We start from the raw sequence: 20,321 nt of genomic DNA on the forward strand, positions 1-20,321 counted from the left end.
GATGATCAAACAGCTTCTGAAGTAAATTCGGATGTCCCTGTTGATGTTGACGGAGACGGAAATACAGAAGCAACAGTGGAGGATGTAATACAGGACATAGCACCTATTACATCCAAAGCCGCACGTATATTTTATCCCCCTTCAATAGCGGTAGATGCTTCCACAAATGGTGTAGGGTATACAGAAGACCTCTATGCACAATATATAGCCCAGTTTGGTACACCAACAGTAGCGAGTGCAGGTGCTCCCGCTGCTGTGCCAACATATGCAGCAACTGATTTATATTACTATGTAACCTATGCGGATCCGACCGTTTTTGCCAACATGAGCATTAATGCAAGCGGAGTCCTGACATATGATATTATTGGACAACCTGCAGATTACAATTCATTAATAAATGTTGTATTTGTTGTTAAATAATAAGACATAAATGTTCCAATTGGGTTTGAAGACAAACAGTTATCATCTTGTAGTCCTCAGTATTGTTATAACAGTACTGGGGATTAGTGCATCCAATGCCCAGTTTTTACTTCAGGCACCTAACGGTGGTGATGAAAGTAATTATAGATGGTATGAAGCTTCCGATACCTCTACAGTGTTAAGTACCGATTTCTTTTATGAGACGAGTACACCGGGAGTATATTTTGCTACTTATGATGGTACTTTATGTGGTTCAAATGCGAGCGATTATTTTATTTTAACGGATTGTACAGCTCCTGATAACCAGGTTACCCTGGATATTACTGCAAATGTAAGTGGAAGTGCTACGGTAAGCTGGAACCCTGCCGTTGCAGGCGATCAGTTACAACCTGTAGTAACAGCTACCACCACGGTGGTTCGTTATACCGCTACCCTTACTAAAGCAGGTAATTCAATTGATTTGCCCGGCTTTACAGTGGTTTGTCTACAGCAAGCGGCTACATTGGTTGACGATCTTATTGCATTAGATGAGGATACGTCTATAGTAGTCCCGATATATGATAATGATAGTGATCTCCCAACCATAGGTTCTTTAACTACTACCAATCCTTCAAACGGTACCGTTAATATTAATGATAATGGTACTCCTAATGATCCCACCGATGATATTGTAACCTATACACCGAATCCTGATTATAACGGACCGGATTCATTTGATTATACCGTCTGTAATACGACTGGGGATTGTAGCACTGCAACAGTTACGGTAGATGTGTTACCTATTGTTGATGCATTACCAGATTCTATAGCCACATTAGAAGATACTGCTGTTGATATAGACATTTTGGCAAATGATAATGATATACCTGCAATAGGAACTCTGACGAATACAAATCCGACTGATGGCACGGCAGTAATCAATGATAATGGTACTCCCGGAGATCCATCAGATGATAGTATCACATATACCCCTGATCCCGGATTTATAGGAACAGATTCATTTACATATACCTTATGCGATAGCTTGTCTAACTGCAGTACTGCTACTGTTACCATTCTGGTTAATCCAATTGGAGTAGATCTTGATACAGATAATGATGGTATCGTAGATAGTTTTGAAGATTTGAATTTAGACGGGGATAATGATCCGGCGACAAACCCTACAGATACAGATGGTGACGGTATTGCGGATTATCTGGATATAGATAGTGATGATGATGGTATTCCGGATAATGTTGAAGCACAAACCACCTCAGGATACATAGCACCAAGCGGTATAGATGCTAATGGTAATGGCCTTGATGATGTCTATGAGAATGGTGGGGGATTAGGTCTTCTACCAGTGGATACAGATGGTGATGGTTTCCCGGACTATGTTGATACGGATAGTGATAATGACAATGTGCCAGATAGCATTGAAGGGCATGATATGAATAATGACGGTATACCTGAGGTTGTATTTATAGGATCTGACAAGGATAATGATGGTCTTGATGATGGCTATGAAGGTTATACATCCATAGATGACGATGTAAACGATGAACTGGATGATCCTTATGATATGTTGCCAAACACAGATGGTGATTCTGAATCTGATTATAGGGATACAGATGATGATGATGATCTTATACCCACGGCATCAGAGGATACTAATGGTGATGGTGATTTTACCAACGATGATATAGACGCCGACGGTACACCAGATTATTTAGAGCCAAATGCCAGTGAAGAAGACATTGAGGTATTTAATGTGGTAACACCAAATGGTGACGGTGTTCATGATGTCTTGGCTATAAACGGGCTTGAAGATTTCCCGGATAACACAATACGAATATACAACAGGTGGGGTGTACAGGTATATGCGACAAATGCTTACAATACGCAGGGTAATGTCTTTGATGGCACTTCTGAAGGTAGAGCTACCATACAAGCGGACAACAAATTACCAGTAGGTACATATTTCTATATCCTGGATTATGTAAATGAAGATGGCGTGCAAAAATCGTTATCCGGATACATATACATTAATAGATAAACCGATGCTAAAATTGACACATAAAAAATATTTGCAAAGAAGTCTGACTGCTTTGTCTTTTCTTCTGGTTTTTCTATTGGCAGAAACTCTATGCGCTCAGCAAGATGCGCAATACACACAATATATGTACAACACGGTCAGTGTTAATCCGGCATATGCTGGTTCAAGAGGGCATATGAGCATTGCAGGCTTATATCGCTCGCAATGGGTAGGTTTAGATGGAGCGCCTAAAACACAGACTTTTAATTTACACACCCCTTTGGGATACAGGGGAGCTGGGCTTGGATTTTCAATTGTAAATGACCAGATAGGTCCAACATCAGAAACCTATTTTGATCTTGACTTTTCTTATACGTTGCAACTGGCTAAAGAATCCAGATTATCTTTTGGGTTAAAAGCGAGTGCACATTTACTGGATATACGTTATTCTGAATTGAATCAGGATGTTACAAATCCTGGTGGTCCGGATCCAACATTGCAACAAGATATTAGAAATAGGTTTTCACCTAATATAGGTGGAGGTGTTTACTACCATACTGAAAGATTTTATGTTGGTTTATCAGTCCCAAGAATTTTAGAAACATCTCATTTTGACGAGTCGTCTCTTTCTACGGCTAAAGAGCAAATGAATTTTTACCTTATTACAGGTTACGTATTTGATCTCAGTGCATTTTGGAAATTTAAACCTGCTCTTTTGGTAAAGGCCACACAAGGTGCTCCCTTGCAATTGGATTTATCGGCTAATTTTATGTATAACGATAAGTTTATTATGGGTCTTGCCTACCGCTGGGATGCGGCGTTTAGTGCAATGGCGGGTTTTCAAATTTCTCCGGCATTTCTTTTAGGAGTGGCATACGATAGGGAGATTTCAGAATTAGGTCAGGCTGTTTTTAACGATGGTTCTTTCGAAATAATTTTGAGATATGACTTTATCAAGGTCAAAGGAAATGTTAAGTCTCCCCGCTTCTTTTAGCCTTTTTAGGATTCATTACAATCTCAAGACTTCAATTTTTTGATACTCTTAACCCAAAATATTGTGTAAAGGTGCTACTTTTGCAAGATGGAAAATAAAAAAGAGGAGAATGTTATTCTTGTAAATCAACAAGATGAGGAGATTGGTCTAATGGCAAAAATGGAGGCACATGAAAAGGCTGTTCTTCATAGGGCATTTTCAATTTTCATCATGAACAAAAATGGTGAGACGATGCTACAGCAAAGAGCTCAACATAAATATCATTCCCCCTTATTGTGGACAAATACGTGTTGTAGTCATCAACGCCAGGGAGAAACCAATCTGCAGGCTGGTAAAAGAAGACTACAGGAGGAAATGGGTTTTCAAACAGATTTAAAAGAACTTTTCTGGTTTATTTATAAGGCTCCCTTTGATAATGGGCTAACCGAACATGAACTTGATCATGTTATGATTGGGTATTATGATGATCCACCTGCTATAAATAAAGATGAAGTAGCAGATTGGAAATGGATGCGTCCGGAACAAATAAAAAAAGATATTGGAGATAATCCTCAAAACTACACGGCGTGGTTTAAAATAATTTTCGAAAGATTTTATGATCATCTTGTGCAAAATCATCAAATGAAATGAAAGTAAAAGTCAGCCGAAAGGCACATTTTAATGCAGCTCACCGCTTATACCATAAAGATTGGGATAATAAAAAGAACAATGAAGTTTTTGGAAAGTGTAATAACCCCAACTACCACGGACATAATTATGAATTGATTGTAAGCGTAACAGGAGAGATTGACAAGAATACAGGATTTGTAGTGGATATGAAAATCCTGAAAGATCTGATTAAATCCAAGGTTGAAGACGCCCTGGACCACAAAAACCTGAATGTCGAGGTTCCTGAGTTTGAAAAATTAATTCCAACAGCAGAAAATATATCCGTGGTTATCTACAATAAATTGCGACCACATATAGACTCAAGCAAGGATCTCGAAGTTATGCTTTATGAGACACCGCGTAATTTTGTTACTTACAGTGGATAAGTGATGGGTCTCCGGATTGGGCAATATATTCCTGAATTTTCGCTCCCCTCTCAGGATGGTAACATATTTAAAAGTAATTAAGTTCTTGGTAAGAAACCTATGGCCATATTTTTTTACCCCAAAGATTTTACTCCGGGATTTATAAAGGAAGTATGTTCATTCAGGGATAGTTACGAGGAATTCACCGAACTTGGTGCGTTAGTCATCGGGATTAGTTCGGATTCTGAAAATACTCATCGTAAATTTGCTTCAAAATATCGTTTACCATTTATTCATTTATCCGATACTGATAAAAAAGTTCGCAACTTAATTAATGTAGAAGACAAATTTTTCAATTTACTGCCGTGAAGCGAAACGTATTTGGTGAATAGGTAAGGTAAAGTACTTATGGTATTTAACAGTATAGATGCCCAAAACATATGAGTGAGGCATTAGACGCACCGAAAAAGCAAATAAAAAAATGAACTTATATCCGTTTAAATTTTATCCGATACTTAAAGAACGCCTCTGGGGTGGATCAAAACTTGGATCTGTACTTGGTAAAGACCTTAATAGTGATCTGGTTGGAGAGAGTTGGGAAATATCAGGGGTTGCCGGGGATGTTTCAATTGTCGCAAATGGCGTCTTAAAAGGGAATACACTTATAGATTTAATTGATAAATTCCCTGAAGAGATTCTGGGGGAAAGTGTATTGGAACGATTTGGAAAAGAATTTCCTGTTTTAATAAAGTTTATCGATGCTCATAAAGATCTTTCTGTACAGTTACATCCAAATGATGAACTTGCCCGAAAACGTCATAATTCGTTTGGAAAAACTGAAATGTGGTACGTTATGGATGCAGATAAAGATGCTCAACTCATAGTAGGATTTAAAGAGGGCATTTCTAAAGAAACCTATATTGAAAGTTTAAAGAATGACAGTCTTTTAGAAAAATTAAATTATGAAAATGTACGGGAGGGAGATGCATTTTTTATAAGCGCGGGCACAATTCATGCTATAGGGGCAGGAGTTTTGATAGCAGAAATTCAACAAACCTCCGACCTTACTTATAGAGTGTACGACTATAATCGAAAAGATGCCGAGGGAAATTTTCGGGAATTACATTCAGAATTATCGATTGATGCCATTAATTATGAAAGGCAAGAGGACTTTAGAATAAATTATGGCAAAGAACCGAATGTTTCTAACGAAATGGTAAATTGTCCATATTTTAAAACAAGCATTCTCAGTTTAGATAAGAGTTTAGAATTTGATGTTAGACACAGAGACTCATTTACCATTTATATGTGCCTTGAAGGGGATGCTAGTATAAAAAATGACTATGGTAATATAAATATTAAAAAAGGGGAAACCGTATTGGTACCAGCTGTGACGACCACTATTTTGTTGGATACCGAGGGCGCTAAACTTTTAGAAATTACAATTTGAAAAAGTGTATTTTTACACAAAATTAATGAGCTATGGCAAATATTAGAGAATTAAAAAAGGATATAAATTACGTACTAGGGGATATCATTGAAGCGGTATATATAATTGAGGCTTCTAATGATAAGTCGGGTTCTAAAGAGGGCTCGGAGATTATTGATGGTGCCATTGGCACTTTTGATGATTTAATTTCGAAAGTAAATATGAAAGGGATGGAAAACAGAAAGGCCCACCTTAAATCTGTACGCAAAGAACTGGAAGAAAAAGCCAGAGGCCTTGTAGACAAGCTTAATGCAATGGCTTAATTCCTTACTGTTTACATTAGTTGTTTTTTTGTTCTTCCAGATATTCCTGAAGTTCTCTGCCGTACTTCCCATTGGCAACTTCGGGACTTAGTGAATTATTGATAGAATCTAGATAGATAATATTTGCATCCGGCACTTCCTTTAGGGCTATAAACGGTGCGATATGAGAATCTTTGTTATTTAAAGCAAAATTTAAAGCATAGAGATAACCCCTGCGGATGTTATTATCACTTGCTCTTTGAATGGAATCTTGAATAAGTGAATCCTGAGGCGTTTCTGGATCATATGCAACCCTTAGAATTTCTAGATTTTTCTCATTAAAACGAGACATGACATCCCTGTATTCCTCCAGCTTTTTATGCGTTTCCGAGCCTTCTATTTTTGCTTTGGTGTCAAATGTATCCCAGTTGGTATCAATGGTTATTGTCCCTGGTTCACCAAAGAATGTAATCCTGTCATTTATATCGTTGTTATCCTTTTTATCTAAGTATAAATAAAAAATCTCCGGACTTTCCAGTTCAGTTTTAAACAAGAAGGTGCCATCACCTTCTACCTTCAGGGAATCAATAATTACCAGGGCGGTATCCGGTATATGCTGAAGATAAAGTGTTCCTTTTTTTAAACCCTTCACATTACCCGTAACGGTCATGGTGTTTTTAGTATCCTTAGATCCACAAGATCCTAAAATGAAACAGCTTAGGACAGCAATTATCAAATTTTTCATAGAATAAAATTTCTGGCGCAAATATCAATAAAGTTTATTGGAAATTTAAACTTTTGATGCTATTTCCATTAGCAATCCGCAGATGTAAGCCCCTGCAGTACCTACGACATAACCTAATACGGCTAATAAAATCCCAACCGAAGTAAGGGAAGGATGAAACTCTGCAGCAACAATCGGTGCAGATGCTGCTCCTCCCACATTAGCCTGACTGCCGACAGAGAGGAAAAAGTAAGGTGCTCTGATTATTTTGGCTACCAGAATTAACAACCCTGCATGTATGGAAATCCAAATAAGACCAACCAGAATTAATCCGGGTTTGTCTAAGAAACTTCCCAAATCCATTTTCATACCAATGGTGGCGACCAGAATATAGATAAATAATCCACCAATTTTGCTGGCACCAGCACCTTCGTAATTTTTTGCTTTTGTGAAGGATAGGATGATACCTATAGTTGTTGCAAACACAACCATCCATAAAAATTTTGATCCTAATGAAGAAAGGGCTTTTTGCTTATTTCGAATAACTTCAAAATTTTCCTGCAAATATTCTGAAAAATGAAACCCGGCAAAATGTGCGATACCCACTGCCGTAAATGCCAGACTCAACAAAATTATATAATCGTTAAGTGTGGTAACCCGGGTAATTTTGGCCGTATAATCGGAAACTTTTTGTTTAAGGGTTTCAATTGAAGAAGTATCGGCCTTCAACCACTTATCAATACGTTTAGTTTTACCAATACCCAAAAGTATTATTGCCATCCAAATATTGGCTACTACAATGTCTACTAATACCATATCTCCAAATTTTTTGGGATTATAGGCAAAGACTTCGAGCATTGCTGCTTGATTTGCACCACCACCAATCCAGCTACCTGCAATAGTAGACAAACCTCTCCAAACCGCATCAAAATCATTACCTCCCACCGTTTCAGGGGAAAAAGTAGAGACTATTAATATTGCGATAGGACCTCCTATAATAATACCGACAGTACCCGTTAAGAACATAATCAACGCCTTGGATCCCAGATTCAGTATTGCTTGAAGATCTATGCTCAGGGTCATAAGAACAAGAGCGGCAGGCAGTAAATACCTGCTGGCAATATAATAGAGCTTTGAGTTTTCTTCTGAAATTAGACCCGAACTGGTCAAAATGGCAGGAAGGAGGTAGCACATTAACAAAGTTGGAACAACAGCGTAGAATTTTTTCCAAAACCCGGTTTTAATGGAAGAAGTGTAAAAAACAAATCCTAGACAGAGGCATAACAAACCAAAAATTACGGTGTCCTCAGTTATTGGCAGATGGTTCATGGAAGATTATTTAATGATGACAAGCTTTCAAATATAATGAAATTAGGTGGGGCTACTTGCTATAAAAAGGAACCTAAATATTTAACCAATAGGTTATTTTTAAATTAATTGATCTGGTCTTTGGCGCAAAACCATCTACGAAGTAATTATCATTATAAACCAGGAATAGATCCGAGAGCGGAGCAAAACGCCATTGTAACCTGGAATTAATTCCAAAATTATCTCTTTGATTACTATATTGTATCAGGGTAGACCAGAAAATTGATTTACTAAAAGTGACTTCAATTTTAGGGCTTATCAACCAGATATCCGCGCTGGGGTAGGGGTCCGGCAATTCAATATTATCATACCTCATAATTAAGGAGAGAAATACTTTGGGTTGAAAACGAAAAGTCATTCCTCCTTCAACACTGAATCGGTTTCCATTAAAAAAACGTCCTATGGTAGGCTCCAGAGAATAAGAGAAAATTTTTCTGCGGTCCGAATTAAATTGAACTTGAACACTATTGTAATAATAGCCTTGATTCCCAGGTAATGGTATGCCATCATCAGAGCCCGTCGGATCAAAGTCATCTATTAAAAAAGTATACTTATGCGAGAATTCAGCACTAAATCTGGATTGATCCCTGAATCTTGCTTCCCATTGACCTCTAAAGTCATAGTCGGTATTTTGCATATCCCTGCTAGGACTCCAAATAGCTATGGGAAAGAATTGGAAGGCGTGATTTTGAATAAAACTATTCTGAGGCCAGAATACCCGCTCAAACTGCATAAAGCTTTTGAGAATATCGGTACGGCGAACAAAGCCTAAATCCGATCTGAAGTCTTCTCCAACATAAACAACTTTACCCGAAATATTGTAATTTCTGGAGTTGTATTCCAGTCGAGCCCCTGTAGCCAGGTCCTTACCATTGCTTTCCGGTTGAAAAGATTTTTGAAAAAAGAACTTACCGTTCCATAAATTATCCTTTGAAATCAGATTATAATCCAGTCCAAGGACACGGTTGTATTCGTCTTCGGGTAAGAGAAAATCGTTACCTTTAACAGCCTGTCGGTTAATAAAGAAGACACCAATATTTGACCTGTCAAAGACTTTCTGTTGTAAGGCCAGCATCATATTGTTGTTAGATGAAATTTCATTTTCTTCATCTTCTGCTGTTTGAAGATTAAGGAAACCCAATCGTAAGTCCTTAGTTAATTTCCCACTCAATCTAATGCCGCCAATGATCTGATTTTCAATGGTGTTATCTGCAGTGTCCTGTGCAATACCGATCCTTCGTGAAAAAAATGGGTTGGCATCTCTGGAATCACCAAAACTGCCAAACAAATCATTGTTATCAATAAAGAACTGCCTCTTTTCGGGTAGAGAAACTTCAAAACGTGTGAGATTGGTAATCTGGTCATCTACTTCTACCTGCGAAAAGTCAGGGTTTATAGTAATATCCAGATTCATGCTATTGCCAATTGCAACTTTTGCATCGCCTCCAACCGAAAACTTATTAGTAGTATTGTCTTCCTCAAAATCTTTTAGGACACTTCCATTAACATAGGGGATTAAAGCCAATGGAGTTTTAGATTTTCCAAGGGGCTTTTCAAAAACCATATCTCCCATAAATGTTAAACCAAATATATTCTGGTTCTGTGGAATGTTCATCCAGGTGCTGGTTTCATTAGATTGGCTATCGAAACGGTAACTGTTAAACCTCCACTTTGTTTCGCCTTCTTTGAATTTAAAGGAAGTAAGGGGGATAACTAGTTCAGAAGTATAGTAGTTATCATAGATTTTAGAATCTCCTCTCCATTTTACATCCCAGCTTATTGTGAAATCCCGTCTATCCAACCCACCGTTAGATACTAACCCTTCTCTTCTTACTCCGTAAGGATTGATGCCAAATAAGAAAGCGTTATTAGCATCATTAAACGTATCAAAAAGTAGTGTAATGTTATCACTATTGCCTGCTCTGTAATCTCTTTTTAAAGACTGAATGGCATAGTCTTTTCCCAATGCATAAACGGTAATACCGATGTATAAATTGGTGTCGTCATAAAGCATTTTGATAACCGTCTGCTGCCTCGCCGGGATGGAATCCAATGGAAAATATTCCCAGAACTCGTCGGCGCTATTTGCTGTTTCCCAAATAGCTTCATCTAAAACCCCATCAGGGACGATAGTTTCATTGATCTTTTTGACAATAAAAGACTTATTTGTGTTTTGTCCGTAATAAATAGAGGATTTAATAGGACTTTGTCCATAAAAGGATATTACCCAAAGAAATATGGTTAAAAAGGTAAAGGATTTTACCGTGCTAAATGGCTTGGACATTGAAGGAAATCGTTTTTTAAGCTTACTAGTAAATCAAAGTTCTACTTTTTTAAATGGTCGACCACACCTTTTCTGCAAACGACCGTAATTGTAATGTAAACGACATATTGTTAGCTGTTTTCGCAGAGGTAATTTTGGTTAATACTGAGCGTTCTTTTCAAAGCATAAAATTAAGCTTATATTCCGTTAAAAATTCATCAAATTTTATAATTCTATATTTCAAATTATTACTGCTTGAATTTTTTGGATCTCTTCTTATTCGGATTTTTAAAAAGTCGTTTAAAGAATCCATCACGTTTAACCGGCTCACAATCGAGCAATGAAAGAACCGCATCATTAGGTTTTTTAAATCGTGCTTTTGTGATGTAATTGAAAGATGCATCACTGTTTAATTTTTGCATCCAGAGCGCAAAAATGGGTAATGCGGCGCTGGCACCCTGACCTAATGAAGTGTTTTTAAAACCAATTTCATGGTTATCCAATCCTACCCATGTTACATGAACTAATTTAGGGGTAAGGGCAACAAACCAGGCGTCTTTATTATTCTGGGTGGTTCCTGTTTTACCTGCAATATCATTTTTTAAACCATACGTATTGCGTATACGTGCTCCGGTGCCTTTATCTATCGTCGCCTTCATAAATTCCAGCATAATTTGTCTGTTGACCTCGCTAAATGCGCGAACTTCGGAGATTTTTGGTCTAAAAGTTGTCAATAATGAATCCTGGTAATTGTTTATACTTCGTATTAAAATTGGTTTAACGGCTTTACCGTCATTTAGATAACTGGCATACGCACCAGCCATCTCGTCCACACCAATTTCTCCGGTTCCCAGCGCTAGTGAAGGTAAATTTGGTAAACTAGCCGTTATGCCCATTATTTTAGCCTGATCCAATACATTAGGTATCCCCGTTTTTTCTAAAACTTTGACTGCTACAGTATTAACTGAATTACTCAAAGCCTGTTCCATGGAATAATTCATAAAGGTCTCATCTTCGTTTCCTGAGTTCGATGGGGACCAGTCATCCAGGTTATTATAGGCCACTTCTTCCGCAGAAAAATAAGTGCAGGGTTTTAAACCATTTTCCAATGCCGCAGAATAAACAATAGGTTTAAAAGTAGAACCCACTTGTCTTCTGCTCTGAGAAATATGATCATATTTATAGACCGTGTAATCAACTCCACCTATCCAGGTCATTACAGCACCGCTTGTGGCGTCAATTGAGATAGATCCAGTATTTATAAATTTCATATAATGCTTTATACTATCTATAGAGCTATATTTCTGTTCGCTTTTCCCTTCCCAGGAACTAAGTGTCATTGATTTTCTAAGACTAAGAGTATCCCATGCCTGTTGCTCATTCATACCTTGTTGAATCAGGTTTTTATAGGCTGATGATTTCATCACCGTCTTGCGAATCAATTCTCTGTCTATTAACCAGGGAGCTCTGTTTCCATAGCTCTTCTCAAAACTCCTTTGAAGAACTTTCATGTGTTTTTTCATAGCCTCTTCAGCTAATACTTGCATTCTATAATCGAGTGTGGTATATATTTTAAGCCCTGAAGCATAAATATTATAGGAATGACCTTCCTCATTTTGTCTTTTGCACCACTCAAGAACTTGTTTTCGCACTTCCTCCCTAAAATAAGGGGCCACCCCCTGATTATGATCGTAACTATTATAATTTATTATTAGTGGAAGCTTTACCAGGCTGTCTTTTTCACTCGACTTAATAAATTCGTTTTCTTCCATGGCATTTAATACCAGGTTTCTTCTTTGTAAACTATTATCAGGGAAGACTCTTGGATTATAAGTGTATGTAGCTTTCAGCATGGCCACAAGTACTGCAGCTTCTTCTGTGGCCAATGTACTGGCGCGTTTACCGAAGAATTTCAAGGAAGCGCTTTCTATACCAAAAGTATTGTCACCAAAGGAAACCGTATTTAAATATTGCTCTAAAACCTCCTCTTTGCTATAAATAGCTTCTAGTCTGGAGGCAATTATCATCTCTTTTATTTTGTCTATCGCAAGATAAAAAGTTCCTTTTCTTGATCTGGGATACAGATTTTTTGCCAATTGCTGACTAATCGTACTGCCTCCCCCCGAAGCTTTATCCTGCAATAAAATTGTTTTAACAATTACGCGCAGCAAACTTTTGTAGTCTACACCGGAATGTTCAAAAAAACGTTCATCTTCAACAGCGATAAGAGCATTAATTAAATGCTCCGGAATATTCTGGTATAAAATTGGTTGCCTGTCATTGAGATAGAATTTTCCAATCAGAATACTATCTGAGGAATAAATTTCAGAAGCCCTTGGGTGTTGAAACTCTGCCAAAGATTTCTTGCCAGGAAGTTCTCCCCATGCACCGAGATATATACTCATAAGAAAGACAGCAGACAGGGTGAGAAGCAGAACTGATGCTATCAGTATATACCTTAAAACAGGGGGTTTTATCCGTTTAAAAATCACTTTACCATGTTTTAGGGTGCAAGATCATATTATTTAATATAAATATTACAGTTCTTAACAATAGATTAATGTCCTGATACCTTAATTTTGGAAAAAAATAATGATGAAAAGCGCATTAATACTTTTGTTTTTTAGTTTTCAGCTGATGATGGGGAATTCCAATTACTGGTCGAAAACCGGACACCGGGTCGTTGGTGAGTTGGCTCAACAACATTTGAACAGAAAAACCAAAAGAGCTGTTTCAAAATTACTTAAGGGCAAGAGTCTTGCCTCTGTTTCCAATTATGCAGACGAGATTAAATCGGATAGGGCCTATAAAAATTTCTCTCCCTGGCACTATGTAAATATTCCGTCAGATAAGAAATATGAAGAAGTAGATCCGGATACTAATGGGGATCTCGTCCAGGGTATTCAAAAATGTATTGACATACTAAGGAGTGAAACCAGTTCCGAAGCCGATAAAATCTTCTATTTAAAAATGCTGGTTCATTTAATAGGGGATTTGCATCAGCCACTGCACGTTGGGCGAAAAGAGGATAAAGGCGGTAACGATATTCAGGTCCAATGGTTTGACAGGGGTAGTAATCTGCATAGGGTTTGGGACTCACACATGATTGATTACAACGGGATGAGTTATACAGAGCTTACTAAAAATTTGTCTACATTAAATAAGAAACAAATAAGGGAAATAGAAGAAGGAACTCTTCAGGATTGGGTGGCAGAATCACAGGCACTAGTCAATGAGGTATATTCCTCAGCAGGCAAAGGTGAAAAATTAGGTTATTCTTATAGTTATAAGTATTGGAATACAGTTGAGAAACAACTACAGAAAGGGGGATTGCGCCTGGCCAAAGTATTAAATCAAATTTTTGGTTAAGTAACTTATAATTAGATTCTTAAAAGTGTTTTTGCCTAATAAATAGGGAATTAGACGATATTTTATATCTCAACTTTGGATTATACGTTAAATTAATTGTGTATATGAGGAAATTAGCATAATATACCTAAGTGCTAAAGATAGTATGCAAAACGTAAGTTAGAGGTATAAAAAAATCGACTTTACAAAGTCGATTTTTTTATGGGATTACCCGAAAAGTAAGGTTTATTCTTTCTCCAATTGATTTGGCTGTTTTAGGTATTTGATGGTGCCAGAAATGTTGTGTTGGGCCACTCATAAGTAGCAGACTTCCATGATCCAGAAGTATTTTGTGTTTTAATTCCTTTCGTTTCCTATGCCTTAGATGGAAATAGCGCTCCTGACCAAGCGATACAGAGGCTATTACCGGATTCTTCCCTAATTCCTTTTCATCATCTGAATGCCAGCCATTACTGTCTTTACCATCTCGATAATAATTTATTAGACAACTCGTAAATTCCACCGGGGTCAATTTTGACAGTTTTTTACTAATGGCCTTTAAGGATTCATTAAATGGCAATGGTTTCATAACAATACCTGAATACGAATATGATTTGTTATTAGTTCCATATAATGCTGTTAATCTGGGCTGAGGATATATTTTACCAAATACTTTTATTTCATCCTGCCGCCAGGGAACATCGGATTTTAGTGATTTGAAATAAGCACTGGCATACTCACTCTCCAGAAAATTCGGAAAATAAGAGATATCACTATCGGGCAGAGGTAATTTATATTTTTTCAAAAGTTTTGCTCTTCTATCATTATTGAACCACCTTTTTTAGCCTGTTTCGGTATTCAGATGGGTTTTGGCCGGTGAAGGCCTTAAAAGATTTATTGAAATGTGAAAAATTATTGAAGCCGCTTTCGAAACAAATATCTGTAATACTCATGGGCTGTTCCGCAAGTAATTTTGATGCATGTACAAGGCGATATTCATTAACAAATTGAATAAAGGTTTTATTTGTTATCTTTTTGAAATATCTGCAGAAGGAAGGAACAGTCATGCCGACCCTATCGGAGATTTCTGAAAGCGTTACTTCTTCTTTAAAATTATTTCTCACATGATTAAAAACGATATTTATACGGTCATTATCCTCAATATCTGTTTTAAATGAGAATCCTTCTGCATTCAGAACATTGAATTCCCTGGAGTTACTCAGCTCGTTCAAAATGGACAAAATGGATAACAACTGGTCAAAATCTGATTCATTTTCAATATTTTCCATTTTTTTACCAACAATATCTTTGGTAATACCACTAAAGGCAACACCGCCTCTTGCTATTTCAAACAAAGTCTGGGTTTGTTTCATTTCCGGAATATTAAAAAAAGAATTACCTAAAAAGTCCGGTTTCATTTGAATGACAATTTCACTCTTATTTCCGGTAAATTTATCCGTAAAGCCACAATGAGGTAAATTGCTTCCAATTAGGATTAAGTCTCCTTCCGTATAACAGGATATATGACTGCCAATTTGCCTTTTTCCTGCGCCTCCGTTAACGTAGACCAATTCTATTTCTGGATGGTAGTGCCACAAATTATCTTTGTTATTCTTTGATGAATCAAATTTTTGATAGGTAAAGGAATGTCCGAAATTTGGTTCAATTGCTTCAAATGCGGGTTTGTACTTTTTCATTTTTTTTTAATGATTGATGAGATAAAATTACTCAAGACTAGTTTAGACTTACATTGCAAAATTAACCAATATATATGTAATATTAACCTATATACTAAAATGGTGTTAACATACGGTTAAAATAGAATATAAATATGAAAACCTGGTTGTATTTCCTGCAGTAGGTTGGCAGTAAGTTTGTCCTGTAAATTATTCATTAACTCTAAAACGTAATGTTATGAAAACAAATTTGAAATTTACCGCTATGATTGCCTTAATGTTTACTGCAGCAGTAGGCCTGGCAAAAGAACCGAAATTAAGCTTGATGACCGAAGGTGAATCTAATAGCTTAATTGTAGAATTAGATTCACAACACGAAAAAACCGTTCTTAAAATAATTGATGATAATCAAAACATCATATTTTCCGAGAAAATATCAGAAGCTTCATATGCTAAGAAGTTTGAACTGAATGAACTGGAAGATGGTTCTTACTTTATTGAATTAGATGATTCTTTAAGAACGTTAACTTACCCAATAAAAGTAGAAAACAGCGAGGTTAGAATTCTAAAAAGAAAGGAGCATACCAAACCTGTTTTTAAACTTAAGGGTGCCAAACTCTTTATTAATTTACTAAACCTGGATGGTAAGGATGTAAAAATAAAAGTCTTGGATAGTTATAACCGAACCTTATTTAAGGAGGTAATTGAAAACAAAAGCGTTGTAACAAAAGTTTTCAATTTTGAAAAAGCCGGAAAAGACCGTTATACTGTAGCGGTAAAGGATGCTAATAATACCTACTATGAAGAGGTTGTAGTTAATTAGAAAATTAAACTTTGTATTATTAAAAGAGGGGACCTATATGGTTCCCTTTTTTTGTGAGTATTTGTAAGAGACCTAATCCCTTTATCATTCTGCGTAAGAAATTTTTCTTCTTTATTTTAAATATGGCAAATCAAATCTCAGATATTCTGCGCATAGATTATCGGAAATATTCAAAATGGTTAGATAATTTTCTGATGATATATCCTAATGCAGGTATTCTGAATAAAATTTACCCGGGGCTTTCGCAATGAATTCCTTCTAAATTGAAAGGGTCATAATTATGATCGATAGTTACAATATTATCTAAAATATGTAGAATATTAACCCATAAAGAGTAATGCTATATTTATTCAGTTAAAATAGGATATATATTAGAAAATTTGCTTGTGTTTAATGAAAGGCATTCAAGGTAAGTTTGTACTGTAAATTATTCATTAACTCTAAAACGTAATGTTATGAAAACAAATTTGAAATTTACCACAATGATTGCCTTAATGTTTACTGCAGCAGTAGGCCTGGCAAAAGAACCGAATTCTGGCTTATTGACAGATGGTACAACTAAAAGCGTAGTTACGGAAGCAGGTTCAAAAAGGAACAAGAGCTTTTTAAAGAAAACGAGTAAGACCAAACCGGTATTTAAAAAGAAAGGTGCAATTATCTTTCTAAACTTACTTAACCTTGAAGGCAAAGATGTACAAATTAAAGTTTATGATAGCAATAACCGCACTTTGTTTAATGAAGTAATTGAGAATCAAAGTATTGTTGCCAAAGCTTTTAATTTTGAAACAGCCCATAAAGATAGCTACACTGTGGTTGTAAAGGATAGTGAAAAAACCTACTATGAATACATTGCAGTTAATTAGTAAGTTGTGTAGTTTAGTTTTAAAGGGGGGCCTAACAGCCCCCTTTTTCTATAGGTACTTTTTTAAGCTTTCCCTTTTGAGCTCAGGGAGGGCTGAATTCTCTAGTGCCAGCTTTAAGACTTTTTGATCTTTTTCCCTGGCATAAAGTAATTGAAAGAACTCAAACACGGTTAATGGGCTATCGGACGCTTCAATAAGGGTCAATCTGTCGCCCGACGAAACTAATCCTTCTTCAAGTATTTTTACATAAGTACCCGGGAATCCGTATTCTATAAATTCTTTTAAAATCTGCTGGGTACCAAATCTTATCCCTAATTTAAAACAGGGCTCCCTGGGTTGTGATATCTGCACCAAGGCCTTTCCAATTTTATAAATATCACCAATTCTAATTTGAGTTTCATCCATACCGCTCACACTGAGATTTTCCCCGAACATTCCCCAATTCCAGTCTAGCTCCGGATACCTGTTTTTCCAATAAGGATAGTGTTTTTCTGAAAAGAGATAACACGCTTTATAAGTACCTCCATGTACCTTTCGGTTTGCAATAGCATCATTTGCAACGCTTTCTTTTTCCAAAAGCAATGGAGAGCTCGTAGGATATTTAAAGATACCCGTATTGAGTACTTTTCCTTTCCAATTAATTTTGGTTAAGTTTCCAATATTGGTTGATATCACCTGCATTCTTTAAAGATATCAACCCCTTCGATGAATCACAAACCTGAATGCCTGATATATTTATAGAATTCTCAGAATATGACAAGTAAATAGGTAAAAAGAGTAGTTAGGGCCTAAACAAATTCAGGTGGAATTCCCAATCGTTTAGACGTTTTATTTAAGTTCAAATAACATAAACTGTATAGTTCCAAGACTACAATTTTCAAAGTCCTGGATATGCTCTCCCTGGTTTTTAATATTAAAATAGTAAACATCCCCTTTTTTAAATTCCACGAAGTTTATTTCGCCATTGCCTTGATGGATAACCCCAAAACCTTCTGTCAGGAAAGTATAACTAAAGTCATTTGTAATTTTGCGAAAAGGGAGTCTTTCCTTTGGTTTTAAGGTAATATACCGCATACTGAATTCCTCATTTTGGTAGGCGGGGGTATGGCTATGCGTTTCATCGATTTGCTCGGATCTCAATTCGTTTAATCTGTTAATTTCCCAACTTTCAAAATTTCCTTCCGGACTTAATTCTATTAAATTCATGTTTATTATTTATAACTTCTGTCAGCTTTGTAATTCAAAAAAATAGGGCCATATAAAATGGCCCTAAGGGGAACTATTTCGATTCAACTGTCAAAATAACTTCCCGCACACGGGAAGCACTAAACATGCAGCACTATAGTCAAATCGAGCGCAAATATCATATAAAGGTTTATTTTGAGTGCAGGAATCCTAGCTGAAGAAGTCTTAATTTCAGAATTAAATACAAAAAAATGTACTATTAAAAATAGTGTTGTAGTAAACTTTCTGCTGATCTTATGGGTTCTATTTTTCCAGAACCTCGGTTTGATAATTCATAGGAGTGGTACCGGTAGCCTTTTTAAAGGCTGTATAAAATGAAGCTTTGCTGTGAAAACCAACTTCACGGCTCAGCCCTTCAATACTCAATTCAGCAAGAATATCAGTATTTAGTAGTTCCTGAGCTTTCTTTACCCTAAATTCATTAATATATGTATTGAAGTTTTTATTATAGTGTTTATTTATTGCCATAGAAACATCTCTGGGATGAACACCCAGAGCGGTTGAAATGTCTACTACAGTCAGATCCTGTTTTGTGTAAATAGCAGAATCCATTACATAATGGTCAATGCGATTAATAAGCTCAAGGACTTTTTCCTTTGGGTCCTCCTTTTGCAATGAAGGTTCTTTTAGGTGTAACTCTGCCTTATGGGCAGCAGATAACACATTATATTGGATAATTCCACTAATTGCAATAGAAAAAACGAGTATTAAGTTAGAACAGGCTATGAGAAATTCAAATACCGGGGCAACTTCTATAAATAAAGTCCCTATATGCACGGCAACAAGCACAAAACAAAAAGCTATAAAAAACCGGGTCCATTGGAGCTGCTTGTTCTTTACTGATGCGAACTGATTTTTTACTTCTTCGGTATGATTATTAAGATATTTATTAATTCGGTAAATTATGTATAAAGAATACATAAGTCCGAGAGTAAATAATACTTCGAAAAGATATGTCCCTCGCAGGTATTCCTTTGTCTTTTCAGGAAGTAAAAACAAAACAAACAAAAATAAAATTGAAATTATGCCCGGATACAATATCTGGTAAGTCACTTTCTCATGAGCAAAAATGGAAATCTTTTGTACGTAAAGAAAAAAGATGGGAAAAATAATCCATGAAAAGCTAATGGGAAGAAGAAGCAATCCGGGATGATCTTCAAGGATTTTAAAATCTTTGAGGATAACGGGTATAAACTCAATAGCAAAACCTATAAGAAATAACCCTAAAAAGAAAGTCGACTTATTCTTCTTGCTAATAAATAGAAGTATTACTCCTAAAATTAATCCTTGAAATATCCCTAGGGCATGAACCAAAGAAACGATATTGCTATCCATTTACACAATTTTTTACTCTTAAAGGTCTGTAATCTATGGCTTTAAAGCAAATTATGTGGCAGACAAATAACAAAACCATTGCAAATAGTTACAATGGTTTTTAGTACGCTTAGTAAGATGTTATTGCTTACTCCTCTTTCTCTAATTTTTTTGTAAGTGTAAAACCGGCATAAAGACCCAGACCGGCCATAATTAAGATAGTTCCGGGATAGGCTACATCTTCATCCATTCCCATGACGTTGGTGAGAATGGAAGCTATGAAAATAGCCAGTCCAACCCCGATTAATAATAAAGAAAGATTAAGAATCATTACTTTCCAGAATGGCGCAGCATGCTCCCTTTTTCCTTTTACAAAAATGCTGGCATCGGCGCCTTTTTCAATTAAGGCCAGACGCTCTTTATTTCGCGTTGAAAAATAAAGATAAAATACGCCAAAGATTGCGCCGAAAACAAGGCCAACTATAATAATTTCTCCTCCCATGATATTTAGTTTTTAATGAATTA

21 protein-coding genes are annotated in these 20,321 nt (G+C 36.3%); 11 read left to right on the top strand and 10 right to left on the bottom strand.

Annotated features, from left to right (window positions below):
* The 8 genes from Q0X77_RS09520 to Q0X77_RS09555 form a co-directional block, all read left to right on the top strand.
* The coding region (locus Q0X77_RS09520) for a hypothetical protein (RefSeq protein ID WP_297796524.1) at nucleotides 1–420 on the top strand (420 nt) is incomplete at its 5' end.
* 10 nt (nucleotides 421–430) lie between these two features.
* A complete protein-coding gene (locus tag Q0X77_RS09525) occupies nucleotides 431–2,455 on the top strand; it encodes a gliding motility-associated C-terminal domain-containing protein (RefSeq protein WP_297796525.1) in 2,025 nt (674 codons plus the stop codon).
* A 4-nt stretch (nucleotides 2,456–2,459) separates the two neighbouring features.
* Nucleotides 2,460–3,428, top strand: a complete 969-nt coding sequence (locus tag Q0X77_RS09530) for a type IX secretion system membrane protein PorP/SprF (RefSeq protein WP_297796640.1) — start codon at nucleotides 2,460–2,462, stop codon at nucleotides 3,426–3,428.
* Between the two features lie 87 nt (nucleotides 3,429–3,515).
* Nucleotides 3,516–4,058, top strand: a complete 543-nt coding sequence (gene idi / locus Q0X77_RS09535; RefSeq protein ID WP_297796528.1) for an isopentenyl-diphosphate Delta-isomerase — start codon at nucleotides 3,516–3,518, stop codon at nucleotides 4,056–4,058.
* Nucleotides 4,055–4,462, top strand: a complete 408-nt coding sequence (locus Q0X77_RS09540) for a 6-carboxytetrahydropterin synthase (RefSeq protein WP_297796532.1) — start codon at nucleotides 4,055–4,057, stop codon at nucleotides 4,460–4,462. Before idi ends, Q0X77_RS09540 begins: the two co-directional genes overlap by 4 nt.
* A 99-nt stretch (nucleotides 4,463–4,561) precedes the next feature.
* Nucleotides 4,562–4,810 (top strand): peroxiredoxin, encoded by a 249-nt coding sequence (locus tag Q0X77_RS09545; RefSeq protein WP_297796535.1) that lies wholly within the window; start codon nucleotides 4,562–4,564, stop codon nucleotides 4,808–4,810.
* Between the two features lie 112 nt (nucleotides 4,811–4,922).
* Nucleotides 4,923–5,891, top strand: coding sequence for a type I phosphomannose isomerase catalytic subunit (locus Q0X77_RS09550; RefSeq protein ID WP_297796538.1), 969 nt, complete (start codon nucleotides 4,923–4,925; stop codon nucleotides 5,889–5,891).
* A gap of 32 nt (nucleotides 5,892–5,923) precedes the next feature.
* Nucleotides 5,924–6,193 carry a hypothetical protein gene (locus Q0X77_RS09555; protein ID WP_297796541.1) on the top strand — a complete coding sequence of 90 codons (270 nt, stop codon included), beginning with the start codon at nucleotides 5,924–5,926 and terminating at the stop codon, nucleotides 6,191–6,193.
* 16 nt (nucleotides 6,194–6,209) lie between these two features.
* On the opposite strand, the gene Q0X77_RS09560 is transcribed toward Q0X77_RS09555, so the two are convergent.
* From Q0X77_RS09560 to Q0X77_RS09575, 4 genes are all read right to left on the bottom strand, one after another.
* Nucleotides 6,210–6,917, bottom strand: a complete 708-nt coding sequence (locus Q0X77_RS09560; RefSeq protein ID WP_297796544.1) for a DUF4369 domain-containing protein — start codon at nucleotides 6,915–6,917, stop codon at nucleotides 6,210–6,212.
* 45 nt (nucleotides 6,918–6,962) lie between these two features.
* The gene (locus Q0X77_RS09565; RefSeq protein WP_297796547.1) at nucleotides 6,963–8,225 is read right to left on the bottom strand and encodes a DUF819 family protein; all 1,263 of its coding nucleotides are present in this window, start codon (nucleotides 8,223–8,225) and stop codon (nucleotides 6,963–6,965) included.
* A 73-nt stretch (nucleotides 8,226–8,298) separates the two neighbouring features.
* Nucleotides 8,299–10,548, bottom strand: coding sequence for a DUF5916 domain-containing protein (locus tag Q0X77_RS09570; protein WP_297796550.1), 2,250 nt, complete (start codon nucleotides 10,546–10,548; stop codon nucleotides 8,299–8,301).
* A gap of 227 nt (nucleotides 10,549–10,775) precedes the next feature.
* On the bottom strand, nucleotides 10,776–13,019 hold the full coding sequence (locus tag Q0X77_RS09575) for a transglycosylase domain-containing protein (RefSeq protein WP_297796553.1): 2,244 nt from the start codon (nucleotides 13,017–13,019) through the stop codon (nucleotides 10,776–10,778).
* 100 nt (nucleotides 13,020–13,119) lie between these two features.
* On the opposite strand from Q0X77_RS09575, the gene Q0X77_RS09580 reads away from it, so the two are divergent.
* Nucleotides 13,120–13,896 (top strand): S1/P1 nuclease, encoded by a 777-nt coding sequence (locus Q0X77_RS09580; protein WP_366939202.1) that lies wholly within the window; start codon nucleotides 13,120–13,122, stop codon nucleotides 13,894–13,896.
* A gap of 199 nt (nucleotides 13,897–14,095) precedes the next feature.
* Here Q0X77_RS09580 and Q0X77_RS09585 read toward each other — a convergent pair whose 3' ends face one another.
* Nucleotides 14,096–14,680: an alpha-ketoglutarate-dependent dioxygenase AlkB gene (locus Q0X77_RS09585; protein WP_297796556.1), complete on the bottom strand. Its 585-nt coding sequence runs from the start codon at nucleotides 14,678–14,680 to the stop codon at nucleotides 14,096–14,098.
* Nucleotides 14,681–14,699: 19 nt separating this feature from the next.
* The gene (locus tag Q0X77_RS09590; RefSeq protein WP_297796559.1) at nucleotides 14,700–15,572 is read right to left on the bottom strand and encodes an AraC family transcriptional regulator; all 873 of its coding nucleotides are present in this window, start codon (nucleotides 15,570–15,572) and stop codon (nucleotides 14,700–14,702) included.
* A 217-nt stretch (nucleotides 15,573–15,789) separates the two neighbouring features.
* Between Q0X77_RS09590 and Q0X77_RS09595 the strand changes: the two genes are divergently transcribed.
* A complete protein-coding gene (locus tag Q0X77_RS09595; protein ID WP_297796562.1) occupies nucleotides 15,790–16,374 on the top strand; it encodes a hypothetical protein in 585 nt (194 codons plus the stop codon).
* Nucleotides 16,375–16,829: 455 nt separating this feature from the next.
* Nucleotides 16,830–17,237, top strand: coding sequence for a hypothetical protein (locus tag Q0X77_RS09600; RefSeq protein WP_297796565.1), 408 nt, complete (start codon nucleotides 16,830–16,832; stop codon nucleotides 17,235–17,237).
* Between the two features lie 48 nt (nucleotides 17,238–17,285).
* On the opposite strand, the gene Q0X77_RS09605 is transcribed toward Q0X77_RS09600, so the two are convergent.
* The 4 genes from Q0X77_RS09605 to Q0X77_RS09620 all read right to left on the bottom strand — a co-directional run bounded on the left by Q0X77_RS09605 (nucleotide 17,286) and on the right by Q0X77_RS09620 (nucleotide 20,298).
* A complete protein-coding gene (locus tag Q0X77_RS09605; protein ID WP_297796568.1) occupies nucleotides 17,286–17,918 on the bottom strand; it encodes an MOSC domain-containing protein in 633 nt (210 codons plus the stop codon).
* Between the two features lie 147 nt (nucleotides 17,919–18,065).
* Nucleotides 18,066–18,443 (bottom strand): hypothetical protein, encoded by a 378-nt coding sequence (locus Q0X77_RS09610; protein ID WP_297796570.1) that lies wholly within the window; start codon nucleotides 18,441–18,443, stop codon nucleotides 18,066–18,068.
* Nucleotides 18,444–18,725: 282 nt separating this feature from the next.
* Nucleotides 18,726–19,817 (bottom strand): AraC family transcriptional regulator, encoded by a 1,092-nt coding sequence (locus tag Q0X77_RS09615; protein ID WP_297796573.1) that lies wholly within the window; start codon nucleotides 19,815–19,817, stop codon nucleotides 18,726–18,728.
* Nucleotides 19,818–19,944: 127 nt separating this feature from the next.
* On the bottom strand, nucleotides 19,945–20,298 hold the full coding sequence (locus Q0X77_RS09620; RefSeq protein WP_297796576.1) for a DUF6249 domain-containing protein: 354 nt from the start codon (nucleotides 20,296–20,298) through the stop codon (nucleotides 19,945–19,947).
* Between the last annotated feature and the right edge of the window lie 23 nt (nucleotides 20,299–20,321).

The organism is uncultured Eudoraea sp. (genome assembly GCF_947258925.1).
GTDB lineage: Bacteria > Bacteroidota > Bacteroidia > Flavobacteriales > Flavobacteriaceae > Eudoraea.

Coding starts and splice junctions, on each gene's coding strand:
- Q0X77_RS09525 (WP_297796525.1), top strand. CDS start 431: ATGTTCCAATTGGGTTTGAAGACAAACAGTTATCATCTTGTAGTCCTC.
- Q0X77_RS09530 (WP_297796640.1), top strand. CDS start 2,460: ATGCTAAAATTGACACATAAAAAATATTTGCAAAGAAGTCTGACTGCT.
- idi (WP_297796528.1), top strand. CDS start 3,516: ATGGAAAATAAAAAAGAGGAGAATGTTATTCTTGTAAATCAACAAGAT.
- Q0X77_RS09540 (WP_297796532.1), top strand. CDS start 4,055: ATGAAAGTAAAAGTCAGCCGAAAGGCACATTTTAATGCAGCTCACCGC.
- Q0X77_RS09545 (WP_297796535.1), top strand. CDS start 4,562: ATGGCCATATTTTTTTACCCCAAAGATTTTACTCCGGGATTTATAAAG.
- Q0X77_RS09550 (WP_297796538.1), top strand. CDS start 4,923: ATGAACTTATATCCGTTTAAATTTTATCCGATACTTAAAGAACGCCTC.
- Q0X77_RS09555 (WP_297796541.1), top strand. CDS start 5,924: ATGGCAAATATTAGAGAATTAAAAAAGGATATAAATTACGTACTAGGG.
- Q0X77_RS09560 (WP_297796544.1), bottom strand. CDS start 6,917: ATGAAAAATTTGATAATTGCTGTCCTAAGCTGTTTCATTTTAGGATCT.
- Q0X77_RS09565 (WP_297796547.1), bottom strand. CDS start 8,225: ATGAACCATCTGCCAATAACTGAGGACACCGTAATTTTTGGTTTGTTA.
- Q0X77_RS09570 (WP_297796550.1), bottom strand. CDS start 10,548: ATGTCCAAGCCATTTAGCACGGTAAAATCCTTTACCTTTTTAACCATA.
- Q0X77_RS09580 (WP_366939202.1), top strand. CDS start 13,120: ATGATGAAAAGCGCATTAATACTTTTGTTTTTTAGTTTTCAGCTGATG.
- Q0X77_RS09590 (WP_297796559.1), bottom strand. CDS start 15,572: ATGAAAAAGTACAAACCCGCATTTGAAGCAATTGAACCAAATTTCGGA.
- Q0X77_RS09595 (WP_297796562.1), top strand. CDS start 15,790: ATGAAAACAAATTTGAAATTTACCGCTATGATTGCCTTAATGTTTACT.
- Q0X77_RS09600 (WP_297796565.1), top strand. CDS start 16,830: ATGAAAACAAATTTGAAATTTACCACAATGATTGCCTTAATGTTTACT.
- Q0X77_RS09605 (WP_297796568.1), bottom strand. CDS start 17,918: ATGCAGGTGATATCAACCAATATTGGAAACTTAACCAAAATTAATTGG.
- Q0X77_RS09610 (WP_297796570.1), bottom strand. CDS start 18,443: ATGAATTTAATAGAATTAAGTCCGGAAGGAAATTTTGAAAGTTGGGAA.
- Q0X77_RS09615 (WP_297796573.1), bottom strand. CDS start 19,817: ATGGATAGCAATATCGTTTCTTTGGTTCATGCCCTAGGGATATTTCAA.
- Q0X77_RS09620 (WP_297796576.1), bottom strand. CDS start 20,298: ATGGGAGGAGAAATTATTATAGTTGGCCTTGTTTTCGGCGCAATCTTT.